Below are 19102 nucleotides of genomic sequence, written 5' to 3'. Positions count from 1 at the left end.
TACCGTTAACCTTAAGTTACAAACCTCCCTTTCGAATTGAGCTATACAGACAGAGCGCCAAATACTGGCTATCTGCCTTACCTCCTGCGCTCAATAAAAATAAAAGAAAAGGGAGTCCACCTGTGAAGAGCTTGCTCTATCCCGCCATCGCGTTGATGAATCGCCTGAGTTTCGGCATGAAGTTCAGCTTGATCAGTGTGCTGTTTCTCCTGCCGATGCTGGTGACCAACTACTACCTGGTGCGCGATTCCTGGCGCGAATTCCAGGGCACGCAAATCGAACTGCAAAGCCTGGACCTGTTAGGCAGTAGCCTGGTTTTGCGGCGTGACCTGGAAACCCTGAACAACCAGGTGCAGATCAACGCGACCTTGGGCCAATCGGGTAAGGCCGGTGATCTTGAAGGCAGGATCAGCGCCCTGGAGCAGAGTTTGCTGGAGCGTCTGCAAGGCTTTCAGGCCATGGTCGCCGACCCGGAACAGATCGAGGTGTTTGAAGGTAAGCGCGACGAAATGATCGCAGCCTTCAAGGCGCAGCAAAACGAATCCTCTGTGCTCAGCAAAAGTGCGCTGATCGGCAAGTTGCTCAATAAGGCGCAAATGCTCAGCCAGATCATCGCCAGCCAGTCGGGCTTGAGCCGCGACCCGCAAAGTGACCTGCGTCAGTTGAGCGAATTGATCACCAGCATCACCCCGCAAGTCACCCAAGTCTTGGGCGAGGGCCGGGCGATGGGCGCTTATTCCCTCGGCCAGGGTTTTCTCAATTCCGCTTCCAGCACTCGGTTTGATGAATTGCTGCAGCAGTTGGAAAAGCTCCAGGCTGAATATGGCCTGAAATTGCAGGATGCCTTGGGTTCCAGCAAAGCTGCTCATGCCGCGCTGGATACCCTGGCCGATGCCAGCAAGGCCAGCCTCAAGCAGGGCAGCGAGTTGTTCGAAGAGCACGTGGTGATGGCCGAAACCCTGGACGCGCCATGGCAGGGGTTTTACGACGAGGTCAGTAGCCTGATGGCCAAAACCTATCAACTGGATGAGGCGACGCTGACCTTTCTTGAGCAGCAATTGCAGCAGCGCCTGTCGCAGAATCGTACGCATATGCTGGTGCTGGTCACGGCCCTGGCCGCCGTATTTTTGCTGATCTTCTATTTGTATGGCGGGTTCTACGCCTCCACCCGGACCACTCTGCGCAGCCTCGGCGCGATGATGGACAAGGTCGCGGCCGGCGACATGACCGTCAGTATCAAGGCCCATAGCCGCGACGAGTTGGGGGACTTGGGCCAGGTATTTAACGGCACGGTGGCGAAAATTCACGACCTGATCGAGCGAGTAGGGCGCACCGTCAGCGAGGTAGAGCGCCAGGCCCTGCAGGTGGAGTCGGTTTCGGCCCGCAGCAACCAGGCGGTGTCGGACCAGCGTGGCCAGATCGAGCAGGTGGCCACAGCCATGAACCAGATGTCAGCCACGGCCCAGGAAGTGGCCCGCAGCGCGGCCGCCGCCGTCAGCAGTGCCCACAGCGTCAATGATGAAACCGTCAGCGGCCGTGGCCTGGTGCAATCCCAACAGGGCAGCATCGCGTTGCTGGCGTCGGAAATTGATCAGTCGGTACGGGTGATCAACCAGTTGGCGCTCGACAGCCAGTCCATCAGCCGCGTATTGGAAGTGATCAAGAGCATCGCTGAACAAACTAACCTGCTGGCGCTCAACGCGGCTATCGAGGCGGCGCGGGCGGGTGAACAGGGGCGCGGGTTTGCCGTAGTCGCCGACGAAGTGCGGACTCTGGCTCGACGCACTCAGCATTCCACCGAAGAAATCGAGCAGATGATCGCCAAGCTGCACAGCGGAGTTGGCGCGGCGGTGAACGCCATGGGCAGCAGTCATCAAATGGCCAATGGTACGGTTGGGCAGTCGGAAAAGGTCCAGCAGTCTTTGGAAAATATCCTCGGCGCCGTGGGCATGATCGTCGATCAGAACCAGCAGATTGCGGCTGCCGTGGAACAGCAGACCGCCGTGGCGCATGACATCGACCAGAACATCGTTGCGATCAATCGTGCAGGTGAGCATGCCGCGCAGGGCGCGCATCAGACGGAAGAGGCCAGCCGGCAATTGTCCTTGCAGGTGGTTGAGTTGAAACAACTGATCGGCGCGTTTCGGGTGTAGGAGAAGACTGTAGGGTTGACTCTCAAGGTGTGTGGCGTATGTCCTGTTTCGTCCGTCGACCTTTTTTCCCCGCCAGGATGGGTGAGAATTTGTTTCACTCATCCACTGCTTCGCGGAGGGCCGGCCATGACGGCTGCAATCGTCGGTGTCAGAGGGCATTGTGCCCACTGTGACATTACCTTTGAACTCAAACCCTGGCAGCTCAACGCCATCGCCATCAATGAGCCCTTTGATTGTCAGTACTGCCACAAGGTCTTGCAGCTGCGGTGCCCCAAGCAGCTCAAGCAGTTCAAGTCTCTGGATAACCTGGCGCTGTTGCGGCCGAGTATGATCGTGTTGACCTGTATGGCCCTGCTGGTGGCGCTGGTGGCGGAATGGACAGGCTTGATCAGTGTGCTCGGGCAGCTCAATGTGTCTCTGGTGGCGGTGCTGATTTACTTCCTGACATTGCGTTATGCCCGTCACCGTCAGCACATGACGTTGACACTGCAGGCGATCAATCCGGTCAGGGATTTACCAGTTGAACAGCTCACACCCGTTGCGCGTGCTCGCCTCGGCCAGGGTTGATGGGCTAATGCCCATGCGCTCGGCCAGGGCGGTGCAGATGTCCGGCAGGTGTTCAGGGCTGTTGCGCTGGCCGGGGTACATGACCGGCGCCATGTCCGGTGAGTCGGTTTCCAGCACCACCGAGTCCAGTGGCAACTGGGCGATCACTTTGTGCATGCGCAGGGCCTGAGGCCAGGTTGCTGCACCCCCCAGGCCCAGCTTGAAACCCAGCTTGATGTATTCGCGGGCCTCTTCCTGGCTACCGGCGAAGGCGTGGATGATGCCGCCCCGTGTCAGGCGAATGCGCTTGAGGGTCGCGATGACGGCGGCATGGCTGCGCCGAACGTGCAGCAGCGCCGGCAACTGGAAGTCCACCGCGAGTTTCAGTTGGGCTTCAAACAAGGCTTGCTGGCGTTCACGGTCCAGCTGTTCGAGGAAGTAATCCAGGCCGATTTCACCCACCGCACACAGCTGTCGATGCCCTTTTAATCGGGTCAGCCAGTCCCCCAGCTCAGTAAGGTCGGCCGGTCGATGGTCATCGAGATACACTGGATGCAGCCCAAGGGCCGCGTACAAATCCGCGTCTTGCTGCACCAGATCCCACACGCGTTGCCAGTTCTGCTGATAGACACCCAGCACCACCATTCGCCGTACGCCCAACTGGCGACTGTGGTTCAGGACGTCATTGCGATCGGCATCGAAGTCCGGAAAATCCAGGTGAGTGTGGCTGTCGATCAGCTCCACGCTCAGGCCTCGTGAATCCGTTGCTTGAACGTCCGGCCGATGGCATGGACGCCCGGCTGGTACTGTTCTTCTTCAATGGCCGCCAGGGCCAGGCGCAGCGCCGTATCGGCGATCAACGAGTGCTGCTGGGCCATGGCGTTGACCGGCAGCGGCAGGAAGTCCAGCAGTTGAGTATCGCCGAAGGTCCCCAGGCGCAACGGCCGGGACTTGAGCGGGAAGTCATGCAGCGCGTCGAAGACGCCTTGCAGCAGCACGTAGGAGGTGGTCACCAGCGCGTCAGGCAAATGCCCAAGGCGTTGCAGCAATTCCTCCATCAACTGTCGGCCACAGTCGCGACTGAAGGCCTCGCCGTGTTCGATCAGCACCTCACCGGTGAAGCTGTTCAGGGCTTCCTTGAAGCCGGCAGCGCGCTCCTGACTGATGCTCAGCTCTGGCCGGGCGCCGATCAGCACAATCTGCCGGGGCACGGGTTGCAGCAGGCTGCTGGTCAATTGCTGGCATGCCTGGTGGTCGTCGCTGACCACCGAGCAGAACTGGGTAGGCTCCATCACCCGGTCGATGGCAATCACCGGCAGGCCCTTGGCTTGCAGTTCGCGGTAGCTGTCGTCGTTGGCCGGCAGGCAGCTGGCGACGAACAACGCATCGCAGCGCCGGGCGCGGAACAGTTTCAGCAACTGGCGCTCGCTGTCGGCGTCGTCGTCGGAGCTGGCGATCAGCAATTGATAGCCACGCGCCCGCGCGCCTTGTTCCAAAAGCTTGGCGATCCGTGCGTAACTGGGGTTTTCCAGGTCTGGAAGAATAAAACCCAGGGTACGGGTATGCCGGCTGCGCAGCCCCGCGGCCTGAGGGTTGGGCGTAAAGCCGTGTTCTTCAACCACCGCACGCACCCGCTCGACGGTTGCGCTGCTGATGCGTTGCTGTTCGGCCTTGCCATTGATGACGTAGCTGGCGGTGGTGACTGACACACCGGCTATGCGCGCGATATCACTGAGTTTCAAACCGGGATTTCCTTGTTTTTTAGAGCTTGCCCCGACATTTTGTCCAATCGTAACCGATTCCAGCACACGACCATTGTCTCAGCTCAAGCGCCGAGTGGCGCTTCAAGCATGCTTAATTAACGCGTAACCTGCCATAAATTCTAGATTAAACGTTTCAGCAAGCGTATTTTTACGATTATCGCGACGGGGATGGTTCTGCCAACTGACCATCCAGTCAATTTTTCGAACGCATTTGCACTGATTTATTCAAAATAATACCTAGTGCGCCCGGCGCACTAACTAGGAGAACGGCATGCTTGAGCTCACCATAGAGCAGATATCCATGGGCCAGACGGCTGTGGATAAGTCTGCTGCCTTGCACCTGCTCGCAGACAAACTGGTGGCCGATGGCCTGGTCGCTGAAGGCTACCTCAGTGGTTTGCAAGCCCGTGAAGCCCAAGGCTCGACCTTTCTGGGCCAAGGTATCGCCATCCCCCACGGCACCCCCGAAACCCGCGACCAAGTGTTCGCCACCGGTGTGCGCCTGCTGCAATTTCCCGAAGGCGTGGATTGGGGGGAAGGCCAGATCGTCTACCTGGCGATCGGCATTGCCGCTAAATCCGACGAACACCTGCGTCTGCTGCAACTGCTGACCCGTGCCCTCGGTGAAACCGATCTGGGCCAGGCGTTGTGTCGCGCCAGTTCCGCCGAAGCCCTGCTGAAGTTGCTGCAAGGCGCGCCGCAAGAACTGGCGCTGGATGCGCAAATGATTGGCCTCGGCGTGTCCGCCGATGATTTTGAAGAGCTGGTGTGGCGCGGTGCCCGCCTGTTGCGCCAGGCCGATTGCGTGAGCAATGGCTTTGCCGCCGTGCTGCAGCAGGTTGATGCGCTGCCGTTGGGCGATGGCTTGTGGTGGCTGCACAGCGAACAAACGGTCAAGCGTCCTGGCCTGGCCTTTGTCACCCCGGACAAGCCTATGCGTTACCTGGGCCAGCCCCTGAGTGGCCTGTTCTGCCTGGCCAGTCTGGGCGAAGCGCATCAAGCCTTGCTCGAACGCCTGTGTGCCTTGTTGATTGAGGGCCGGGGCCACGAACTGGGCCGCGCCACCAGCAGCCGTGCCGTATTGGAAGTGCTCGGTGGTGAACTGCCCGCCGATTGGCCCAACGCACGAATCGCCTTGGCCAACGCCCACGGCTTGCACGCGCGTCCGGCGAAAATCCTTGCGCAACTGGCGAAAAGTTTTGACGGTGAAATCCGCGTGCGTATCGTCGACGGCCAAGGCGGCGCCGTGTCGGTGAAAAGCTTGAGCAAGTTGCTGAGCCTCGGCGCCCGGCGTGGCCAGGTACTGGAGTTTGTTGCCGAGCCAGCCATCGCCGGCGATGCGTTGCCCGCCTTGTTGGCTGCCGTGGAAGAAGGGCTCGGAGAAGAGGTCGAGCCGCTGCCTGTGGGTAACGCCGTACTCCCAATCGTCGACATCGAACCGCAGATCAGCGCGCCGTTATCCGGCAGCCTGATCCAGGCCATCGCCGCTGCGCCCGGTATTGCTATCGGCCCGGCGCATATTCAGGTGTTGCAACCCTTCGAGTACCCGCTGCGTGGTGAAACGACCGCTATTGAACGACAGCGCTTGCACGCTGCGCTGACGGATGTGCGCCACGATATCCAGGGTCTGATCGAGCGCAGCAAATCCAAGGCGATTCGCGAAATTTTCATCACCCACCAGGAAATGCTCGACGACCCGGAACTCACCGACGAAGTCGACACCCGCCTCAAGCAAGGCGAAAGCGCCGAAGCCGCGTGGATGAGCGTGATCGAAGCCGCCGCCAAGCAGCAGGAGTCCTTGCAGGACGCGCTGCTGGCCGAGCGTGCCGCTGACTTGCGGGACATTGGTCGACGGGTGCTGGCCCAGTTGTGTGGCGTTGAAACCGCACAAGAGCCGGATGAACCCTACATCCTGGTGATGGACGAAGTCGGCCCCTCGGACGTGGCCCGTCTCGATCCGGCGCGTGTCGCCGGCATCCTCACTGCCCGTGGTGGCGCCACTGCCCACAGCGCCATTGTCGCCCGTGCCTTGGGTATTCCGGCGCTGGTGGGCGCCGGTGCAGCGGTATTGCTGCTGGCTTCGGGCACGCCGCTGTTGCTCGATGGCCAGCGCGGCCGCCTGCATGTGGACGCCGACGCGGCCACCCTGCAACGTGCTACCCAGGAGCGCGACACCCGCGAACAACGCTTGCAAGCCGCCGCCGCACAACGTCATGAGCCGGCGCTGACCCGCGATGGTCACGCCGTGGAAGTGTTCGCCAATATCGGTGAAAGCGCCGGCGTTGCCAGCGCGGTGGAGCACGGCGCCGAAGGCATCGGATTGCTGCGCACCGAACTGATTTTCATGGCCCATCAACAGGCACCGGACGAAGCCACCCAGGAAGCCGAATACCGCCGTGTGCTCGACGGCCTCGGTGGTCGGCCGCTGGTGGTGCGAACCCTGGATGTCGGTGGCGACAAACCGCTGCCGTATTGGCCGATTGCCAAGGAAGAAAATCCCTTCCTCGGCGTGCGTGGCATTCGCCTGACCCTGCAACGCCCACAGATCATGGAAGCGCAACTACGCGCACTGTTGCGCTCGGCGGATAACCGGCCACTTCGGATCATGTTTCCCATGGTCGGCAGCGTCGATGAGTGGCGTCAGGCCCGGGACATGACCGAGCGCCTGCGCCTGGAAATCCCGGTGGCCGATTTGCAGTTGGGCATCATGATCGAAGTACCGTCCGCCGCTTTGCTGGCGCCGGTGCTGGCCAAGGAAGTGGACTTTTTCAGCGTCGGCACCAACGACCTGACCCAGTACACCCTGGCCATCGACCGTGGCCATCCGACGCTCTCGGCCCAGGCCGATGGCCTGCATCCGGCGGTGTTGCAACTGATCGATATCACCGTGCGTGCGGCTCACGCCCATGGCAAATGGGTCGGCGTGTGCGGAGAGCTGGCGGCGGACCCGTTGGCCGTTCCGGTGCTGGTCGGCCTGGGTGTTGATGAACTGAGCGTCTCGGCCCGCAGCATTCCTGAGGTCAAGGCGCGGGTGCGTGAGTTTACCTTGAGCCAGGCCCAAGGCCTGGCGCAACAAGCGCTGGCGATGGGCACTCCCGCGCAAGTGCGTGCCCTTGTGGAGGCTGTGTAAATGGCAAGGATTTTAAGCCTGACGCTGAACCCGGCGTTGGACCTGACAGTGCCATTGGCGCGCCTGGAACCGGGCGCGGTCAATCGCAGCGAAGCGCTGCTCACCCACGCGGCCGGCAAGGGCGTCAACGTCGCCCAAGTGCTGGCGGACCTGGGGCATCAGGTGACCGTGGGCGGCTTTCTCGGTGAAGGCAACCCACAAGCGTTCGACGCGCTGATCGCTCGGCGTGGTTTTGTCGATGCCTTCATCCGCGTCCCTGGCGAAACTCGCAGCAACATCAAGATCGCCGAGCAGGACGGTCGTGTCACTGACATCAACGGGCCAGGCCCGGTGGTCAGTGAACAGGCGCAACAGGCATTGCTCGATCAGTTGGCGCGGGTTGCACCCGGGCATGACGTGGTGGTGGTCGCCGGCAGTCTGCCCCGTGGCGTCAGCCCGCAGTGGTTGCAAGGCTTGCTGGAACAACTGAAAAGCCTGGGTTTGAAAGTTGCGCTGGATACCAGTGGCGAGGCCTTGCGTGCCGGGCTCAAAGCCGCCCCGTGGTTGATCAAACCCAATACCGAAGAACTGGCTGAAGCGCTGGATTGCCCGGCGGACTCGGTCGCGCAACAGGCCCAGGCCGCCGTGCGGTTACATGCCCAAGGTGTCGAACATGTGGTGATTTCCCACGGCGCCGACGGCGTTAACTGGTTCAGTCCTGGCACGGCGCTGCACGCTACGCCACCCAAGGTCACGGTTGCCAGCACGGTGGGAGCAGGGGATTCGCTGTTGGCGGGGATGCTCCACGGTTTGCTCAGTTTCGATCTGCCTGAAACCACCTTGCGCCGGGCCACGGCCATTGCCGCAATGGCGGTGACGCAGATCGGTTTTGGTATCAGCGATGACGCGCAGTTGGCGCGTCTCGAAAGCGGCGTCCACGTGCGCACGCTGACAGAACAATAAGAGGGTTTGTCATGAAGTTAGCCATTGTTACTGCCTGCCCCAACGGCATGGTCACCAGTGTGCTGTGCGCCCGCTTGTTGGACGCCGCCGCTCAGCGCCAGGGTTGGAGCACCAGTGTTGAAGTGGTCGACACGCAGCACCCCGAGCGCCAATTGTCGGCGGCGACGATTGAGGCAGCCGAGTGGGTATTGCTGGTCAGCAGCACGCCAGTGGACAAGCAGCGGTTTGTCGGTAAGCGCGTGTTCCAGAGTACTCCGGCGCAAGCGTTGCAAGATGTCGAGGCCGTGTTGCGCAGGGGGGCCGAAGAAGCTCAGGTGCAGGTCGCGAGCGAGGCGCCGGCCGCTGCCAAGAATACGCCGCGTATTGTCGCCATCACCGCTTGCCCAACCGGCGTTGCCCACACCTTTATGGCCGCCGAGGCGTTGCAGCAGACGGCCAAGCGTCTGGGGTATGACCTGCAAGTGGAAACCCAGGGTTCGGTGGGCGCTCGTACTCCGCTGAGTCCGCAAGCCATTCGTGACGCTGACGTAGTTCTGCTGGCGGCCGATATCGAAGTCGCCACCGAGCGTTTCGCCGGCAAGAAAATCTACCGCTGCGGCACCGGCATTGCCCTCAAGCAATCGGAAGCCACCCTCAATAAAGCCCTGGCCGAAGGCAAGCAAGAAAGCGCCGCCAGCGGTGCAACGGCCAAGACTGAGAAAACCGGGGTCTACAAACACCTGCTGACCGGCGTGTCATTCATGTTGCCGATGGTGGTAGCGGGTGGTTTGCTGATCGCCTTGTCCTTCGTCTTTGGGATCCACGCGTTTGAAGAAAAAGGCACCCTGGCTGCCGCCCTGAAAACCGTCGGTGACCAGGCGTTCATGCTGATGGTGCCGTTGCTGGCGGGTTACATCGCGTACTCCATCGCTGACCGCCCTGGCCTCGCACCGGGAATGATCGGTGGCTTGCTGGCCAGCACCTTGGGTGCAGGGTTTATCGGCGGGATCCTGGCGGGCTTCCTCGCCGGTTACTGCGTCAAGCTGATCAGCCGCGCAGTGCGTTTGCCGCAAAGCCTTGAAGCCCTCAAACCGATCCTGATCATTCCGTTGCTGGCGAGCCTGTTCACTGGCCTGGCGATGATCTACCTGGTCGGCCCTCCGGTGGCGCAGATGCTCACGGGGCTGACGGATTTCCTCAGCAACATGGGCACGGCCAACGCGGTGCTGCTGGGGATTCTGTTGGGCGGGATGATGTGCGTCGACCTGGGCGGGCCGATCAACAAGGCGGCCTATGCGTTTTCCGTCGGGTTGCTGGCGGCACAGAGCGGTGCGCCGATGGCCGCCACCATGGCCGCCGGCATGGTGCCGCCGATTGGCATGGGCATCGCCACCTTCCTGGCGCGGCGCAAGTTTGCCCAGACCGAACGCGAGGCTGGCAAGGCCGCATTGATTCTTGGCATGTGCTTTATCTCCGAAGGGGCCATCCCGTTTGCCGCCAAGGACCCATTGCGGGTAATCCCTGCGAGCATCGCCGGTGGTGCATTGACTGGCGCGTTGTCGATGTATTTCGGCTGCAAGCTGATGGCGCCCCATGGCGGATTGTTTGTGATGCTGATCCCGAACGCGATCAACCATGCGCTGTTGTATTTGCTGGCGATTGTGGCCGGGAGCTTGTTGACGGCGGTGGTGTATGCGTTGATCAAGCGCCCCGAGGTCGCCGAGCTGACAGTTGCCCAGCCAGTCCCTCTGTAGCCGCTGGTGCAGCCTGCGATTAGGCCGAAGGCCTTCCGCGATCTTGATCGGTTGCGCCTCTTCGAGGCGATCGCAGCCTGGCGGCAGCGGCTACAGATGTCATCTGTTTTTCATCCTGGCGTGTTTAAGTTCCTCTTTTGATCCAGCAAGGGGAGCCCACCATGAGCCACTTCGATCTCGGTCGCCGCCGTGTGATGCAAGCTGTCGGGGCCGGTCTGTTGTTGCCCGGCCTGGCGCCGGCGGTCATTGCCTCGGTCAAGGACCGCCCGCAACTCACCGATGGGGTGCAGTCCGGCGACTTGCTGGGCGACCGGGCGATGATCTGGAGCCGCAGCGACCGCCCGGCGCGGATGGTGGTGGAGTGGGACACCCGCAGTGTGTTCAGCAACCCGCGCCGATTCGTCTCGCCCCTGGCTGACGGCCGCACCGATTTCACTGCCCGCGTCGAGCTGACCGGGCTGCCTGCCGACCAGGCGATTTTCTATCGCGTGCACTTCGAGGACGCCCAGAGCGGTGTCGCCAGCGAGCCCTGGTTCGGCCACTTGCGCAGCGTGCCGCAACAGCGCCGGGACATTCGTTTCGTCTGGAGCGGCGACACCGTTGGCCAAGGCTTTGGCATCAACCCGGACATCGGTGGCATGCGCATCTACGAAGCCATGCGTCTGCGGTTGCCAGACTTTTTTATCCACAGCGGCGACACCATCTACGCCGACGGCCCGGTGCCCGCGCAGTTGCCCACCGAAGGCGGGCGTATCTGGCGCAACATCACCACCGAGGCCAAGAGCAAAGTCGCCGAAACCCTGGATGAATATCGCGGCAACTATCGCTACAACCTGATGGACGAAAACATCCGCCGCTTCAACGCCGAAGTCCCGCAGATCTGGCAGTGGGATGATCACGAAGTGATCAATAACTGGTCGCCGAGCAAGCAGCTGGATGATCGTTACCAGACCAAAGACATCAACACTCTGGTGGGGCGCGCGCGCCAAGCCTGGCTCGAATATGCACCGATGCGCCTGCAGAGTGCCGATCAGGGCGGGCGCATCTATCGCAAGCTCAGCTACGGGCCACTGCTGGATGTATTCGTGCTCGACATGCGCAGCTATCGCGGGCCCAACGATGACAACCTGGGCGGCGAAAAACCCTTTCTCGGGCGTGAGCAACTGGACTGGCTCAAGCGTGAGCTCAAGGCTTCCAAGGCCCAGTGGAAAGTCATTGCTGCCGACATGCCCATCGGCCTCGGCGTGCCCGATGGTGAGGTCAGCCCCGGTGTGCCGCGCTGGGAAGCCATCGCCAACGGCGACCCGGGGCAGGCCCAGGGGCGTGAGTTGGAAATCGCCGAGCTGTTGGCGTTCCTGCGGGCGCAAAAAGTGCGCAACCATGTGTGGTTGACTGCCGATGTGCATTACTGCGCGGCCCATCACTATCACCCCGACCGGGCGGCGTTTCAGGATTTCGAGCCGTTCTGGGAGTTTGTCGCCGGGCCGCTGAATGCGGGGAGTTTTGGGCCTAATCCGTTGGACAAGACCTTCGGGCCGGAGGTGGTGTTCGAGAAAGCACCGTCGGCGCAGAACACCTCGCCATTTGCCGGGTTTCAGTTTTTCGGCGAGGTGCAGATTGATGGTCAGACGGCGGAGCTGACGGTTATTTTGCGGGATCTGGATGGCGTGTCGGTGTTTGAGCAGAAGTTGCAGCCGGTGTAACAACGGTCCCTGTAGCCGCTGGCGCAGCCTGCGATCGGCTGCGCAGCAGTCGCCAGGGACTTGAAACCGTCGAAGGTCCTTCGGCCCTTATCGCAGCCTGGCGGCAGCGGCTACACATTGGACAGTGCTGCGATACCTGTAGCCGCTGGCGCAGCCTGCGATCGGCTGCGCAGCAGACGCCAGGGACTTGAAACCGTCGAAGGTCCTTCGGCCCTTATCGCAGCCTGGCGGCAGCGGCTACACATTGGACAGTGCTGCGATACCTGTAGCCGCTGGCGCAGTCTGCGATCGGCTGCGCAGCAGACGCCAGGGGCTTGAAACCGCCGAAGGTCCTTCGGCCCTTATCGCAGCCTGGCGGCAGCGGCTACAGGTCAGTAAACATCCCGGCGATAACGGCCTTGCTCGATCAGGCGTTCAACGGCCTCACTGCCCAACACCTCCACCAGCACCTGATCCACGCCCGTTGCCATACCCTGCAAACTGCCGCAGACATAAATCGCCGCACCATTGGCCAGCCACTTGCGCAGGACCTCGGCGGATTCGCGCAGGCGGTCTTGAACGTAGATCTTTTCCTCCTGGTCCCGACTGAACGCCAGGTCCAGCAAGGCCAGATCACCGCTGGCCAGCCAGCCTTGCAGCTCGTCCCGGCAATGGTAGTCGTGGGCGATATTGCGCTCGCCAAACAGCAGCCAGTTACGTTGCTGGCCGTCGACAATCCGCGCCTTGAGCAGGCTGCGCAACCCGGCGAGACCGGTGCCGTTGCCCAGCAGAATCAGCGGCACCGGTTCGCTCGGCAAATGGAATCCGCTGTTACGCCGCAGACGCAGGCTGATGCCTGAGCCGATGTTCGCGTGTTCGGTCAACCAGCCGGAGCCCAGGCCGAGGCTGCCGTCGGAGTGGCGTTCCTGGCGCACGATCAGCTCCAGTACGCCGTCGCTGGCAATCGAGGCGATGGAGTATTCGCGCATGACCAACGGCACCAGCGCATCCACCAACGCCTGGGCGTGCAGGCCCACCAGATGAGCGCGATTGTCCGGGAGCTGGCGGCTGGCCAACGCCTGATCGAGGGTTTGTACCAGGCCGTCGATCTGCACACCGTCGCTGCCGGCAATGCCGAGGCCGGCGAGGAAGTGGTCGATGGCCCAGGGAGCATTGCGCGGCAGTACTTCTACCAGGTCACCGGCCAGCCAGGTTCGTGGGCCTGGCGGCGTCAGCCCCAGCAAGTACACGCCTGAGCCGCTGCTGTCCGGGTTGAGCAGGGTGCGCTGGCTCAAGGTCCAGTTTTCGTAACTGGGGCTGGCCCACGCGGCCGTGGGTGCGTGGCCGGTGAGTTGGCCCAGTTGTTGTTGCCAGTGCAGCAAGGCGTCGCTGTCGCCGCTGTCGACTTCAACCGGGGCGAACAACGGGTTGCCACCCTGGTTGGTCAGCCAGAAATGCAGACGTCGGGCAAAGCCGCAGAAGTGCTGGTATTGCCGATCGCCCAAGGCCAGTACCGAGTAATTCAAGCCTTTAAGGGACAAGTCCCGGCCCAGCACGCTACGCTCAAAACCGCGAGCGCTGTCCGGAGCCTCGCCGTCGCCGAAGGTACTGACCACGAACAGCGCATTCTCTGACTGACGCAAGTCGTCTTCGCTGACGCTGCCCAGGGATTGGACTTTCACCGGCAAACCGGCGGCCTGCAATTGCCCGGCGGTCTGCCAGGCCAGTTGTTCGGCAAAACCGCTCTGGCTGGCAAAGCCGATCAGCCAGGCTGGCGCGTCGCCGGGGTTTTCACTCAAGCCTTTACGGGCGTCGCGGATCTGGCGTTTCTTACGGCGACGGTCCAGGTACAGCAGCCAGCCGGTGATAAAGAACAGCGGCATACACAGGGCGGTGATGGTCAGGATGATCCGTCCCACCAAGCCGAAATAACTGCCGACGTGCAGCGCATAAATGCTGGTCAGCAACTGTGCCTTGACGCTTTTGCTGGCGTATTGATCATGGCGTTTGACCTCGCCCGTGGCCGGATCCAGGCTGATCTGGTTCAGTGCCCGGTCATGGGGCGAATCCTGCAGCAGATAGAACACGGTGGCGGGTTGGCCTGCAACCGCTGGCATGCGGATGTTGTAGGCACTTAACTTGGGGCCGGCATTGCTGTAGATGCTGCTCCACATCGCTTCATAGTTGGCCACTGGCGCCGGGCCTTCAAGGGCTGGGCCGCGCTTGCGCATCCGCTCGTTTTGCGGAGTGTCCGAGAGCAATTTATTGAGGCCCTGGCTGTACCACTCGTAGGACCAGGACAGGCCGGTCAATGCGGCCAAGAGATAGAACAGCAGGCACCAGGTACCGAATACCGAGTGCAGGTCCCAGTTGAAACTGCGGCCTTTTTTGCGCCAATCCAGGGTCAGCCAGGCACGCCAGCTCGCTACTTGGCGCGGCCAGCGCAGGTACAGGCCGGACAGGCAGAAGAACACCAGGATCAGCGTGCAGGCACCGGTGATCTGTCGGCCGGTATCGCCTATCGCCAGGAAACGGTGCAGTTGCAACATGAATCCGAAGAAGTCCTGGCCGACGGCGTCGCCCATGTAGTTACCGGTGTACGGGTCGAAGTAGCGCATCTGGCCGCGACGTTCGCCCGGCGGCGGGGTGAAGAACACCCGGGCGGCGTTGCCGCTTTCGCTTTCCACCCAGAGCATCGAGACGGCCTTGCCTTCGGTGGCCTCCAACGTGCGCACCAGCTCGGCAGGCGGCAGCACCCCGGCCGGGCGCTTTTCGACGGTCAGCACTGTCGGGTTGAGCGCCCTCAGGATTTCATCCTGGAACGAGACCGTGGCACCGGTAATCCCCATCAAGGCCAGCACCAGCCCGGCCGTAATGCCGAAGAACCAATGCAACTGGAACAGGGTTTTCTTCAACACGTCGGACTGCCTCGTTCATCTGAATATGTTCGCCACGGCGCGCATTATGCCGTGAGTTGTCGAGAAACATTCTGTTTACACACAAAAAACCCACGCATCCGATGCGTGGGGTTTTACTACGGCTATCGCCGCCTTGTAGCCGCTGCCGAGGCACGAGGCTGCGATGCGTGTCCGCAGGACCGCCTTTCGGGGTCTGCTACGTCGGAATGCCGCCCAAACCCATCGCAGCCTCGTGCCTCGGCAGCGGCTACAGGGTCGCGTTTTAGAAGTGGAAGCTGGTGGTCAACAGCGCCGTACGACCGGCCGCCTGGTTGGCGAAGTGTGCCGAGTAGGCTTTGTCGTAGTAGGTCTTGTCGGTCAGGTTCTGCACGTTCAATTGCAGGTCGACGTTCTTGGTCAGCTTGTAGCTGGCCATGGCGTCGTAGCGGGTGTAGGACGGTACGTAAACGGTGTTGCCCGCGTCGCCGTAGACCTCGTCGACATAGAACGCGCCGCCACCGATGGTCAGCTTCGGGGTCACGTCATAGGTGGTCCAGAGGCTGAAGGTGTTCTTCGGCGTGTTGGGCATGTCGTTGCCTTTGTTGGAGCCTGCGCTGACTGCGCCGTTACGGCCGTTGAGGCCTGCGTCCACCAGCTCGCTTTTCAGGTAACTGTACCCGGCGAACATCTGCCATTTGTCGGTGATCTTGCCGCTGGCCGACAGTTCCAGGCCGTCAACGCGGGACTCACCGGCGTTTTGGTAGGTCATGGAATCCACCAGGATCCGGGTGTTTTTCTTCTCGGTACGGAATACAGCAGCCGTCAGGGACAGGCGGTCGTGGAACACGTCCCACTTGGTGCCCAGTTCGTAGTTGACGGTTTCTTCTGGCTTCAGGTCGCTGGTGGCAGCACCGGCGGACAGCGGGTTGCCGTCAGCGCCTTCGCCTACCAAGCCACCGGCCGGGGTCGCCGAGGTCGCGTAGGAAGCATAGACACTGCCGTTTTCCATTGGCTTCCAGACCAGACCGGCCTGCCAGTTGAAGAACTGGCTGTCGTCCTTGATCTTGGTTCTTCCGGCAGCCGCGTTGGTGTTGGCCTCGGTGTCGAAGGTGTCGTAGCGCAGGCCAACGTTCAGCAGCCATTTCGGATCGAGTTCGATGGTGTCGAACACGTAAGCGGCGCGGCTAGTGGCCTTGGTATTGGTGCCGTAGTAGTTGCGTACGGCACTGCCGGTCCAGTTGTCGTCCGGAGTCGGGTTGCTCAGCGAGGTGCAGCTACCGCCCAGGCTGCCTTTGGCGGGATTGCAAGTCGGGTTGGCATTAGGCGTGACGGTATAGCCGCTGGCGCGGTTCTCTTCGCCAGTGAATTCCAGGCCAGTGGAGTAGGAGTTCTTGAAGCCCAGCGCCTGGAACGTACCAAACAGGTCGGTCTGGTTGGTAGTGGTTTCAGTCGTGGTCACTCGGGTGTTGGCGCGACGCCAAACGGTACCGAACTGGTTGACGTTGTGCTGGCTGTCGTCCGGTTGCGTCAGGATGTAGTCCTGACCGGTGTTGCCGTGGCGCAGGGTGTTTTTCAGCGTCATGTTGTCGTTCAGGTCGTGCTCGATGGCGAACGTGGCGATATCGGCGCGGGTCTTGCGGAAGTCGCGGTCTTTCAGACCATAGAAGTTATTGCTGTCGCCGCCATCGGTAGGCTTGTCATGGACGTGGACGGCTTTTGCTCCGCTGTTACCGTAGCCATACGGAATCCCCGAATCCGGCAGATCATTACTTTCCATGTGGTAGTAGCTGAAGTTGACGCGAGTCGGTGTGCCCAGGCCAAAAGTCAGCGACGGTGCCACGCCCCAACGGTCGTAGTTGATGGTGTCGCGACCGGCCACGTTCTGTTCGTGGCTCATCAGGTTCAGGCGGAACGCGGCGTTGTCGAGGAACTGACGGTTGACGTCCAGCACGTAGCGACGGGTCTGGTCGGAACCGTAGGTAAAACCGCCGTTTGTGAAGTCCCGCGCCTGTGGCGTCTTGCTCACCAGGTTGAGGCTGCCACCGGCCGAGCCGCGGCCGCCGAAGGACGAGTTCGGGCCTTTGCTGACTTCGATGGACTCGATGTCGAAGATCTCGCGGCTCTGGCCGCCGGTGTCGCGCACGCCATCGAGGTAGGTGTCGCCCTGGGCGTCAAAGCCGCGAATGAACGGACGGTCGCCCTGCGGGTTGCCACCCTCACCGGCGCCAAAGGTAATGCCTGGTACGGTGCGCAAGGCATCCTGCAACGAGGTGGCGGCGGTGTCCTTGAGGACTTGCTGGGGTACCACGGTGACCGAGCGCGGGGTGTCTACCAGCGGGGCGGTGTATTTTTGCGAAGAGGCTTTTTCTACCTGGTAAGAGGTTGCGTCCTGTTCTTGCCCGGTGATGCTGGTGGCACCCAGGGAGATGCTGTTGCGCTCGCCTTTTTGTTCGGTGTCTTCGGCCGCTTGAGCCAAGTGGGCTACAGAGCTGGCGCTGATGGCAACGCCGATGGCCGAAGCCAGTAAGCGAGGTGAATTGACCGGTGTTTTTATCGAAGTGCGCGACATGACGTGTCCTTTCCCCAAGGATGTGAAGGCGCGGAATATAGTGTTAACAAGTATTTCTATCAATTGCGATACATTACTATTCGCATTGAATTTACATTCTTTACACTTTTGCCTTACGGTTTTTGCGTTCTCGTTCGTCTCCGGCGCAGAACAGGGTTTTACACATTCAATAAGAATCAATACCATTGGCATCCCTCTGCCCCAGGTATTGCCCCATGTTGCTGCACATTCCCGGCCTGTTCTCTCGCGAGGAGGTGCTGCGCATCCGCGAAGCCCTAGAGCAAGCCGATTGGGCCGACGGCAAAATTACCGCCGGGCATCAGTCGGCCAAAGCCAAGCACAACCTGCAACTGCCGGAAGGCCATCCGCTGGCACAGGAAATCGGCGCGGCGATGCTGGATCGCCTGTGGAAAAATCCGCTGTTTATGTCAGCGGCGTTACCGCACAAAGTCTTTCCGCCCCTGCTTAATTGCTACACCGCTGGCGGCAGTTTCGACTTCCATATCGACAACGCCGTGCGCCAGCCCAAGAGCAGTCATGAGCGGGTGCGCACCGATCTTTCATCCACGCTGTTTTTCAGCGACCCGGACGACTACGACGGTGGCGAACTGGAAATCCAGGACACCTTCGGCCTGCAGCGGGTTAAGTTGCCGGCCGGGGACATGGTGTTGTACCCAGGCTCCAGCTTGCACAAGGTCAATGCCGTCACCCGTGGTACCCGCTACGCCTCGTTTTTCTGGACCCAGAGCCTGGTGCGTGAAGACAGCCAGCGAACCCTGCTGTTTGAAATGGATGGCGCGATCCAGCAACTGACCACGGATGTGCCGGACCACCCGGCGCTGATCCAACTCACCGGTACCTACCACAACCTGTTGCGCCGCTGGGTTGAGGTCTGACCGTGGGCTTTCATCTGCGCCGTGAAGAAGTGCTGGACGGTGAGCAACTGCGAGCCATGCTCGACGAATCCCCGGTGCGCGCCGCCCAGGCAATCCTGATCGCCGCGAAAGAGGGTGTGGTGGATGCCCAAGCGCTGCTCGGGCAGATCCTGCTGGAAGGGCGCGGCATCGAGCGCGACGAGGCACTGGCACTGCGCTGGTTCCAGATTGCGGCCCAAGGCGGCCACGTGATGGCGCGCAATATGGCGGGTCGGTGTTTTGAGCAGGGTTGGGGTTGCGACGCCAATGCGGGTGCGGCCGCTCGGGAATATCGCCTGGCGGCGGAAGCCGGGCTGGATTGGGGCTTGTACAACTACGCCAACCTGCTGGCGACCGGGCGTGGCGTGGCTTGCGATCAGTCGCAAGCGCTGAGGTGCTACCGACAGGCGGCGGAGCGGGGGCATGCCAAGTCGATGAACCTGCTGGGGCGGTATCTGGAAGAGGGGCAATTCTGCCCGCAGGATTTAAACGCAGCGGTTGAGTGGTATCGACAATCAGCCGTCGGTGGGGATTTTCGCGGGCAGTTCAGCTATGCGGCGGTGTTGGCGGATCAAGGTCAGACCGAGGCTGCACTGGAGTGGCTGCGCAAGGCGCTGGAGGGCGGGAATCTGAAGTTTTTGCGGGTGGCGCAGGTGGCATTGCAGAGCGCCAATGATCCGCAGATCAAGGCGATGGCATTGGCTTATCAGGCGCGCGCCGCAGCACTTTCATGATCAAAAAAAAGCCCATGACACGTCATGGGCTTTTTTTGT

At 61.4% G+C, this 19102-nt stretch carries 12 protein-coding genes and 1 pseudogene; 9 read left to right on the top strand and 4 right to left on the bottom strand.

What is annotated here, in order from left to right:
• Nucleotides 1–155: 155 nt before the first annotated feature.
• From J7E41_RS28510 to J7E41_RS03400, 3 genes and pseudogenes are all read left to right on the top strand, one after another.
• Nucleotides 156–1295 (top strand): annotated as a pseudogene (locus tag J7E41_RS28510) (HAMP domain-containing protein); the annotation flags it as partial.
• 144 nt (nucleotides 1296–1439) lie between these two features.
• Nucleotides 1440–2153 (top strand): methyl-accepting chemotaxis protein, encoded by a 714-nt coding sequence (locus tag J7E41_RS28505; RefSeq protein ID WP_435304112.1) that lies wholly within the window; start codon nucleotides 1440–1442, stop codon nucleotides 2151–2153.
• Nucleotides 2154–2279: 126 nt separating this feature from the next.
• Nucleotides 2280–2720: a hypothetical protein gene (locus tag J7E41_RS03400; RefSeq protein WP_214990125.1), complete on the top strand. Its 441-nt coding sequence runs from the start codon at nucleotides 2280–2282 to the stop codon at nucleotides 2718–2720.
• Here J7E41_RS03400 and J7E41_RS03395 read toward each other — a convergent pair.
• Nucleotides 2667–3443 (bottom strand): TatD family hydrolase, encoded by a 777-nt coding sequence (locus J7E41_RS03395; protein WP_214990123.1) that lies wholly within the window; start codon nucleotides 3441–3443, stop codon nucleotides 2667–2669. The genes J7E41_RS03400 and J7E41_RS03395 overlap by 54 nt on opposite strands.
• A 2-nt stretch (nucleotides 3444–3445) precedes the next feature.
• A complete protein-coding gene (gene cra / locus J7E41_RS03390; protein ID WP_214990121.1) occupies nucleotides 3446–4441 on the bottom strand; it encodes a catabolite repressor/activator in 996 nt (331 codons plus the stop codon).
• A 292-nt stretch (nucleotides 4442–4733) separates the two neighbouring features.
• Between cra and ptsP the strand changes: the two genes are divergently transcribed.
• The 4 genes from ptsP to J7E41_RS03370 all read left to right on the top strand — a co-directional run bounded on the left by ptsP (nucleotide 4734) and on the right by J7E41_RS03370 (nucleotide 11970).
• The gene (ptsP, locus tag J7E41_RS03385) at nucleotides 4734–7592 is read left to right on the top strand and encodes a phosphoenolpyruvate--protein phosphotransferase (protein WP_214990119.1); all 2859 of its coding nucleotides are present in this window, start codon (nucleotides 4734–4736) and stop codon (nucleotides 7590–7592) included.
• Nucleotides 7593–8534 (top strand): 1-phosphofructokinase, encoded by a 942-nt coding sequence (gene pfkB, locus J7E41_RS03380; protein WP_214990117.1) that lies wholly within the window; start codon nucleotides 7593–7595, stop codon nucleotides 8532–8534. It abuts the gene before it with no gap.
• 11 nt (nucleotides 8535–8545) lie between these two features.
• The gene (locus tag J7E41_RS03375; RefSeq protein WP_214990115.1) at nucleotides 8546–10267 is read left to right on the top strand and encodes a PTS fructose-like transporter subunit IIB; all 1722 of its coding nucleotides are present in this window, start codon (nucleotides 8546–8548) and stop codon (nucleotides 10265–10267) included.
• A 161-nt stretch (nucleotides 10268–10428) separates the two neighbouring features.
• On the top strand, nucleotides 10429–11970 hold the full coding sequence (locus J7E41_RS03370; RefSeq protein WP_214990114.1) for an alkaline phosphatase D family protein: 1542 nt from the start codon (nucleotides 10429–10431) through the stop codon (nucleotides 11968–11970).
• Between the two features lie 371 nt (nucleotides 11971–12341).
• Here the strand turns inward: J7E41_RS03370 and J7E41_RS03365 are convergent, their stop codons facing one another.
• Nucleotides 12342–14867: a PepSY domain-containing protein gene (locus tag J7E41_RS03365; protein WP_214990112.1), complete on the bottom strand. Its 2526-nt coding sequence runs from the start codon at nucleotides 14865–14867 to the stop codon at nucleotides 12342–12344.
• A 262-nt stretch (nucleotides 14868–15129) separates the two neighbouring features.
• On the bottom strand, nucleotides 15130–17415 hold the full coding sequence (locus J7E41_RS03360) for a TonB-dependent receptor (protein ID WP_214990110.1): 2286 nt from the start codon (nucleotides 17413–17415) through the stop codon (nucleotides 15130–15132).
• Nucleotides 17416–17630: 215 nt separating this feature from the next.
• Here J7E41_RS03360 and J7E41_RS03355 point away from each other — a divergent pair, with 215 nt between their 5' ends.
• Both J7E41_RS03355 and J7E41_RS03350 read left to right on the top strand, forming a co-directional pair.
• Nucleotides 17631–18311: a Fe2+-dependent dioxygenase gene (locus J7E41_RS03355; RefSeq protein ID WP_214990108.1), complete on the top strand. Its 681-nt coding sequence runs from the start codon at nucleotides 17631–17633 to the stop codon at nucleotides 18309–18311.
• 2 nt (nucleotides 18312–18313) lie between these two features.
• Entirely contained in the window at nucleotides 18314–19063 is a 750-nt protein-coding gene (locus J7E41_RS03350; RefSeq protein ID WP_214990106.1) for a tetratricopeptide repeat protein, read from the top strand.
• The last annotated feature ends 39 nt before the right edge of the window (nucleotides 19064–19102 follow it).

Origin of the sequence: Pseudomonas fluorescens (assembly GCF_018614655.1) — a bacterium.
Classification (GTDB): domain Bacteria; phylum Pseudomonadota; class Gammaproteobacteria; order Pseudomonadales; family Pseudomonadaceae; genus Aquipseudomonas; species Aquipseudomonas fluorescens_BX.
Note: the sequence above shows the minus strand (reverse complement) of the source record. Positions and strands in the feature narration are given on the sequence as shown.